8 protein-coding genes are annotated in these 7,780 nt (G+C 63.6%); 5 read left to right on the top strand and 3 right to left on the bottom strand.

The genetic code is table 11. From position 1 onward, the window contains the following. Positions 1-1,607 (bottom strand): hypothetical protein (locus tag OXH56_05785; GenBank protein ID MCY3554816.1); only part of this gene is annotated, 1,607 nt, incomplete at its 3' end. Between the two features lie 15 nt (positions 1,608-1,622). After that, a complete protein-coding gene (locus OXH56_05780) occupies positions 1,623-2,582 on the bottom strand; it encodes a phosphoribosylaminoimidazolesuccinocarboxamide synthase (GenBank protein MCY3554815.1) in 960 nt (319 codons plus the stop codon). A gap of 355 nt (positions 2,583-2,937) precedes the next feature. Between OXH56_05780 and OXH56_05775 the strand changes: the two genes are divergently transcribed. From OXH56_05775 to OXH56_05755, 5 genes are all read left to right on the top strand, one after another. Beyond that, positions 2,938-3,309: a hypothetical protein gene (locus tag OXH56_05775; protein ID MCY3554814.1), complete on the top strand. Its 372-nt coding sequence runs from the start codon at positions 2,938-2,940 to the stop codon at positions 3,307-3,309. Between the two features lie 371 nt (positions 3,310-3,680). Further along, complete coding sequence (locus OXH56_05770) at positions 3,681-4,142, top strand: PTS sugar transporter subunit IIA (protein ID MCY3554813.1); 462 nt, start codon at positions 3,681-3,683, stop codon at positions 4,140-4,142. A 59-nt stretch (positions 4,143-4,201) separates the two neighbouring features. After that, positions 4,202-4,933 (top strand): ribonuclease PH, encoded by a 732-nt coding sequence (gene rph, locus OXH56_05765; protein ID MCY3554812.1) that lies wholly within the window; start codon positions 4,202-4,204, stop codon positions 4,931-4,933. Between the two features lie 9 nt (positions 4,934-4,942). Then, entirely contained in the window at positions 4,943-5,539 is a 597-nt protein-coding gene (locus OXH56_05760) for an XTP/dITP diphosphatase (protein ID MCY3554811.1), read from the top strand. A gap of 88 nt (positions 5,540-5,627) precedes the next feature. Further along, on the top strand, positions 5,628-6,620 hold the full coding sequence (locus tag OXH56_05755) for a cellulase family glycosylhydrolase (GenBank protein MCY3554810.1): 993 nt from the start codon (positions 5,628-5,630) through the stop codon (positions 6,618-6,620). A 91-nt stretch (positions 6,621-6,711) separates the two neighbouring features. On the opposite strand, the gene OXH56_05750 is transcribed toward OXH56_05755, so the two are convergent. Further along, positions 6,712-7,780, bottom strand: a 1,069-nt coding sequence (locus tag OXH56_05750; GenBank protein ID MCY3554809.1) for a hypothetical protein, incomplete at its 5' end; no start/stop codon positions are given.

Genomic DNA, 7,780 nt, shown 5'->3' with positions numbered 1-7,780 from the left:
GACAACGTGGGCGCTTCGCCGTCGGATCCGACGTACTTCTGGACCCGGTGCAACTGCTCGATGGGGATGAAGACCCGGTCGTCCCCGGCGTAGATCAGGGTCAGGCAGTCCCTTTCCCGGTCGTCCACGGAAATGCGCTTCAAACCGACGTACCGGCCGATACCGTGGTCGATGTGGACGACGTAGTCCCCCTCTTTGAGGCTGGTAAAGTCCTCGATCACCACCCCTTCCTTGAAGACCTTGCGGCGTCTTCTCCGGTACCGGTTGAAGATCTCCGCGTCGGTCAGCACGACCAGCGGCAGGTCCGGCAGAATGAACCCGGCGTGCATCGGCCCGACCGGCATGTCGATCTCCGGGGCGTCCGGGCCCAGGATCTCGCGCAGCCTCTCCGCCTGTCCTTCGTTGTCGCAGACCACCACGACCCGGGCGCCTTCCGCCTTCCATTCCTTTAGCCGGGACTTCAGTACGTCCATCGCTCCCTGGTACACGCCGGAGGCCTCGGCGCCAACCGCGAGCCACCCATCGGCCGCCCGCGTGCCGCGCACCATGTCCATCGTGCCGTAGTAGGCCGATTCCTCCATTATACCGAGCCAGTGCAGGATCGCTTGTTCCGGTCCGGGCACCAGGTCGTCCGCCTCGGTTCTTCGCTGGTGGGTGTCTTCGTATTCCGCCTCGAATGACTCGGCTTCGCGCGCCAGTTCATCGGGTTCGCAGCGGACGATCAGCGTCCGGTCCGGCAGGTAGTTCATGATGGTGGCGGCGGAAGGATGGAAGTAGGGCAGGTAGCGTTCACTGCCTTCGAACAGGCCGCCGTCCTCTATGTGTGACACCAGTTCGGACGGGTCGATCGATTGCGATGCTCCGGCCCGCTCTACCCGTTGAATCACTTCGTCGCGCGACTCCGGATCGTCGATCATTTCCCGGTTCGGGAGCACGGTAATCTTGCCGATGTTCCGCGAAGACCGCTGGGTGTAGATATCGAACAGGCGGATCGAATCCACTTCGTCGCCGAAGAACTCGATTCTGCACGGCTGTTCCATCCCGTGGGGATAGACGTCGACGATACCTCCCCGCACACTGAAGTGGCCCGGCGCCTGTACCATGTCCGTCCGCTCGTAGCCGAGCCGGATGCATCGCGCGGTGAGTTCGCTCAAGGGGATGGTGGCGCCCGATACCACCTGGAGGACGGCGCCGGCGAGCACGGCCGGCGGCATGGTCCGCTGCATGACGGCCCGGACCGTCGCGACGACGAACAGCGGCCGGTTGTTCATCAGGGCGTGCAGCGCGTCCAGTCGCCGTCCCGTCAAGTCTCCCGGCGGCGACACCTGGTCGTAGGGCAGCACCTCCCAGGGGGGAAACAACGCCACGTCGCCGGGGTCCAGCAGGCTGGAGATATCCTCGAACATCTCCTCGGCGGTGTCCGTGTCCTCCACGATGACCAGCGTCGCGCCGCCCCGTTTCCGGTGCGCGTGGGCGAGCAGCAGAGACCGCGAAGAGCCGGCGAGCCCCGACACCCGCGCGGTGCGGGCGTCATTGGCGGCCAGCGCGAGATAACGCTGTACGACGGGGGATACTTCCGTGATGTCCAGGAGGGTTGGCAGGCGCATACGAGAGCAGTTCGGCTACACGGGGTTCCGCAGCCGGTGGGTGATCCGCTGCAACACGTCCTCGTTTTGGGCTTCGAAAGACCTGGCGGTAATCATCTCGTAGGCTGTAATGTAGCGGCGGGCGGCTTCGATTTTAATCTCGTCCGGAATATGCGGTATGGGACCGTCGCCGCGAAAACCACGGTCCGCGAGCCATCCGCGGACATATTCCTTGTCCATCTTCTCCGGTTCCTCGCCGCGGCGGAATCGATCTTCATACGTATCCCTGATCCAGAATCTGGAAGAGTCGGGGGTGTGGATCTCGTCAATCAACACGACCCGGTCTTCGAAGAGGCCGAATTCGTACTTGGTGTCCACCAGGATCAGGTTGTTGGCGGCCGCCTGTTCGGTCCCGAAGGCGAACAGCGCCAGGGCCGCCCGTTCCATCTCCCGGTATGATCTTTCGTCCACTAGGCCCCTGCGAAGCACCTCTTCCGCCGAGATGGACTCGTCGTGCGCGCCTTTCTCCGGCTTCGTCGAAGGGGTAATGATGGGCCGGTCGAAGGCCTGGTTCTTTTTCATGCCGTCCGGCAGCGCATTACCGCAGAAGTCGCGGCTCCCCCGGGAATAGTGGTACCAGGCCGACGTCGTGGTCACGCCGGTCAGATACCCCCGGACGACCATCTCGACCGGAATCAACCGGCATTCCCTGGCCACGAGCACGTTCGGATCGGGCACGTCGATCAGGTGGTTTTCGATGATATGTCGGGTCCGTTCGAACCAGTAGACCGCGGTCTGGTTGATGACCTGGCCCTTGAAGGGAAGTGCGCACAGTACCCGGTCGAAGGCGGAGATCCGATCGGTGGTCACAATGATCCGTTTCCCGTTGATCCGGTAGTTGTCCCTGACCTTGCCTTCGAATTTCTCGCCCATGTCGAAGCTGGTATCCTGCAGCACGAATTCCAACTGCTTCCTGAGGAGGTCTTCAGACACCATGCTTCGTGCTGGTCCTTTCCGGGATATGGACAACTTTGCAATGGTCCAGCCAATGCGTCGGGTTCGCTGCCGAATCGAACCCTTCACACTAAGGTCAGGAAGCCGGAAAGTCAAGGGCAATCACGACCTCGTTCACCCGATCGGCGAACAGGGCAATCCCGGATTCCACCCTCCGGTTACGTCCCCGTGGCGGGCCATGTTTTTTGAGTCTGACGCCTTTTTTGCTGGACACGTTTTCGAACCGTTCTATTATATTTGAGTTATACTGCTGAAGCAGTGCCTTACCCGTTCAATTCGATACCCATTCAAGCGATCTGACATACTTCATTTACCGGTTCGAACAGGAGGTTCTATCATGTCCAAGCAGGCCTATCTGACCGCGCTGAGCGTCGTCGCATGCCTCATCGTGGCCGCTGCATGCGCGGGACCGCCCACCGAGGCCATGGACGGGGCGGAGCGGGCAAATACCGCCGCCATGGAAGCCGAGGTCGACAAGTACGCACCGGCCGAATTCGAAGCGGCCACCGCCGAGCTCGAAATGGCCCGGACGCACATGGCCGCGGAGGAATACGGCGACGCGAAAACCGCCGCCGAAAACGCCATGGCGCTCTTCGAATCGGCCAGCCAGGAATCCGTGGTGCAGAAGGAGTTGACCAAACGAGAGGTCGATGAAGCCCTGCCGGCGTTCCTGGAACGCTGGGGGGAGATTTCGGGAAGCATCGAGTAGGGACGCGGCCAGGCCGCCCGTGCGCTCGCGCAGGAAGCCTCGGCATTCGCCGACTCGCTGACGGTGCAACTGAATGAACTGAACTCGACCGAGAAGTGGCACGATCTCAAAATGCTGCTCGAGTCCGCCAACATGACGGCCGACAGTTTCGCGGAACGGGCCGGCGGCTGAACCGGCGCCTTGCCGAAGTCTGCCAGGAAGCACGAAGCCGTCTGACGACGTGGTCAGGCGGCTTTTCTAATGTCCGCCTCACTGCCGGGCCGGGAAGCCGTCCAAATCGTTATTGACAATTCCGGGGCGGTTTCATAGAATCACACAGGTTTTTGTAGCGATTCCGTTTTACAGGATGGATCGGGATACAGGAGCACGGCATGAGCTTGACGGAACTTTTGGATGAAAAGGCTATCCTGGTCAACCTTAAGGCCACGCAGAAACAGGAAGTGATCGAGGAACTGGCCGAGGCACTGACCGCGTCGGGCCGGATCAGCGACAACCGTGAAGTGCTCCAGGCCGTCCTGGAACGCGAGAAGATCATGAGCACGGGGATCGGGAAGGGGGTCGCGATTCCCCACGGCAAATGCAAGGCCGTCGACCGGCTGGTCGGGGTGCTCGGGATCAAGAAGGAGGGCGTGGATTTCCAATCCCTCGACGAACAACCCGTCTACCTCTTCTTCCTGCTCGTGTCGCCCCTGAACGTCTCCGGTCCCCATATCCGGGCGCTCGCCCATATTTCCCGCCTGCTTCGGCACGACAACCTTCGAAAACGGCTGATCGCAACAGAAGACCCCCGCGACGCCCTCGCGCTCATCGCGGAAGAGGAAGAGAACATGTAGCGCGGTCTCCGTGCTGCGGTACCGTCCGTTAAGTTCACACAGAAACAAAGGAAGAAGCAGTGGCGTCTGCGTCCAGGATCGATGGCCGGGAGACCGACCAGTTGCGTCCTGTCGAGATCCGGCGCAACTACCTGCAGCACGCGGAAGGGTCCGCCCTGATTTCCATGGGCGGCACGACCGTACTCTGTTCGGCGAGCGTGGACGAGAGCGTACCGCCTTTTCTGAAAGGGAGCGGCAAGGGCTGGGTCACGGCGGAATACGGCATGCTGCCGCGAAGCACGAACACGCGGGTGTCCCGCGACGGCCGGCGCGGCAGCGTCTCCGGCCGCACGCAGGAGATCCAGCGGCTCATCGGGCGGTCGCTCCGCGCCGTTTTCGACCTGGACTGCCTGGGGGAACGGTCCATCCTCATCGATTGCGACGTCATCGAAGCCGACGGGGGAACCCGGACCGCATCGATCACGGGCAGTTACGTGGCGCTTCGCGATGCGGTGTCCTGGCTTTCGCGGCAGGGGCTGATCGATCGTGACCCCGTCCGGGACGCGGTCGCCGCCATCAGCGTGGGCATCATCGGCGGCGTGCCCATGCTCGATCTGTGCTACGACGAGGACTCCGCGGCGGACGTCGACATGAACCTCGTCATGACCGGCGAAGGCGACCTGGTGGAAATACAGGGCACCGCCGAGCACCACCCCTTCTCAACGGATCAGCTGGCCGCCATGCTCGACCTCGGCAAACAGGGCGTAAACCGGTTGATCGACCTTCAGAAACAGGCGCTGGCCCAGGGCTAGGCCACGATCATGACCCTCGTCCTGGCAACGCGCAATCCCGGTAAGATCTCCGAGATCAAGGCTTTGCTTCCCGGCGTGCGGGTCGCGCCGGCTGGTTCTTTTCCCGGCTGTCCCGAACCGGAGGAGACGGGCCGCACCTTCGAGGAGAACGCCCTCATCAAGGCGCGGGCGGTCTCGCGGTACACCGAAAGGACCGCGCTGGCGGACGATTCGGGGTTGGAGGTGGACGCCCTGGACGGGGCGCCCGGCGTCCACTCGGCACGGTATGCCGGTACGGACGCCACCGACCAGGACAACATCCGGCGCTTGCTCGACGCCCTGGACGGGATTTCAGACGCCGACCGCACGGCCCGGTTTCGATGCGTCGTGGCCGTCGTGGCTCCCGACGGACGCACATGGAGCGCGGATGGCGTCTGCGAGGGCCGGATCCTGCAAGCGCCGCAGGGCGAATCGGGATTCGGCTACGATCCGCTGTTCGTGCCCGCGGGTTACGAAAAGACCTTCGCCGAACTGGACGCGGGGGTGAAAAACCGGATCAGCCACCGGGCCCTGGCGCTCGGACGGATCGCGGACGTGCTGAAGGCCCTTGCAGACCTTCCGGACTGATGGTATTGCCCGACGTACCTGAATGGTGCTGGCCGACATACGTAATTAAGTCGGCCCGCGGATTCGTGGTCAAAGGACACAGAATACCATGACCAGATGGACCATCGAAAAAGCCCACGCATGGTACCGGGACGCCGGCGTCATACGCGGCTGCAACTACCTGCCGCGCACGGCCGTGAACATGACCGAGATGTGGCAGGCGCCCACTTTCGACCCGGAAACCATCGACCAGGAACTGGGCTGGGCCGCGGCGGCGGGCTACAACAGCGTACGGATCTTCGTACAGTACCTGGTCTGGGAAGATGACCCCGAGGGCCTGAAGGAGCGGTTGGACCGCTTTCTCGCCATCGCGTCGCGGCACGGCGTCAGCACCATGGTCATCCTCTTCTGCGATTGCTACTTCGGGGGACGCGACCCCTACCTGGGACCCCAGGACGGCCCGGTGCCCGGCGTGCACAACAGCCAGTGGGTGCCGAGTCCGGGGTTCGACCGCCTGGCCGACCGGGATGCCTGGCCGGGCCTCGAGCGCTACGTGAAGGACATCGTCGGCAGTTTCGGATCGGACCCGCGCGTGCTCGTGTGGGACCTGTACAACGAACCGGACGACGACCTGCGGAGCCAGCCGCTCGTCGAGGATGCCTTCGCCTGGGCCCGTTCGGTCGACCCCGTGCAGCCACTTACCACGGGACCATGGACCTGGAACGCCTTCGAAGACGACCTCTCTGCACTGCTGTTCGAACTGTCCGATATCATCACCTTCCACTACTACGGGGCGGCCGAAGACATCGGTCCGGGCCTTGCTCGGTGCAATGCGCACGGCCGGCCCGTGATCTGCACCGAGTGGCTGCGGCGGCACCACGGCAACACCTTCGCGGAGATGCTCCCCGTATTCGCGGAAAACCGGATCGGATGGTACAACTGGGGGTTTGTGGCGGGGAGGACGCAGACCTACCTGGCCTGGGAGTCGAAGCAGGGCGATCCCACTCCGGCGGTCTGGCAGCACGACATGATGCATCCCGACGGCACACCGCTCGACCCCGGGGAGCTGGACCTCATCCGAAGGTTCGAATTTGCCGGGTGACCGCGGATTCTGTGCGCACTCAGCGTCTTTCGATTACTTCCATCTGACACTAGGCGTACTGGACGGCAGGTCAGGCTTCCCGCCCGGCCGCTCAAGCGGTTTCGTACCGCGGTCGGTTGACGTACCGTGCCATCTCCAGGTCCAGGTGGATCCGGGTGGCCGGCGGCAGCACCACGCACAGGCGGGAATCGTCGACTTGCACCGACTGGCGACGCAACGAGGCCGGGAGAGCGGCGTAGGCCCCCGTGGCGCCGGGGTACGGTGTGTCGGTCGCCTCGTAGGATATGCCGCGAAAGGAATGCTCTGACAGGGCGCCGGCCTGCAGGATGACCCTTCTCGTTTCCACGTGGTGCAGGTTGACCAGGTGCACGCCCACGCGGGACGGTTCGATCCGGTCGACGAGGGCCGCCGTGTCGGCCGGCAAGCCCGGGCGTTTGCGGTCGGCGTCGTAGTACCGAAGCCGCGCGTTGGGGAGGCCGCCGTAGTAGATGACCTGGGGACATCCCATGGTGAGCTGCACGAGGGCCTCGGTGGTCACAGGCTGCACCTGCTGCCAAAGGTGTATGTACGGCCCGGCTTCGAGATCCGAATCGTCGGCGCGGATCTGCGCCAGGCGATGGCAGACCTGGGCGTGGGCGGCCCCCAGCATCCGTTCCGGGTAGTCCGGATTCTCTCCCCGCAGGTAGAGCAGCCAGGGCTCGTCGTGGTGCATGTCGCCCTTGTCCCGGAAGGGCACCACGGCGGACCAGTCATAGCCGCTGCGTTCGCGCAGGAAATCCATGCGCGCCCGATCCTCGTCGGCCTCCGACACGTTCCACACGTTCAGGGGATAGGTTACGGGCATGGGCTGGTAATCCATCCAGCCCTGGTCACCGTAGCGGTATGGCGTGAGGAAGGTCCGCCTGTCGGGACCTAGGCTGCGGTCGACGCCGATGTAGTGATCCCGAATGCTGATCTGGGCTGCCATCTCGTCGAAATCCGCGTCGATCCCCACCTCCAGCACGCGGTCGATCATGCCCCTCGGCAGGTCGAACCAGCCGGTGTCCCCGGAGAGCATAAAGGCGTTGTTGGCCGCGGTGATCGCGGCGAACCCCAGGTTGTAGAACCCGTGGGGCCACGTCCAGCCGTAGAGGCCGCCGTACCATTTTCCGTTGTGCAGG

It is taken from the genome of Gemmatimonadota bacterium (assembly GCA_026702745.1).
Taxonomy (GTDB): Bacteria; JAAXHH01; JAAXHH01; order JAAXHH01; family JAAXHH01; genus JAAXHH01.
This window is presented reverse-complemented; position numbering and strand designations above follow the sequence as displayed.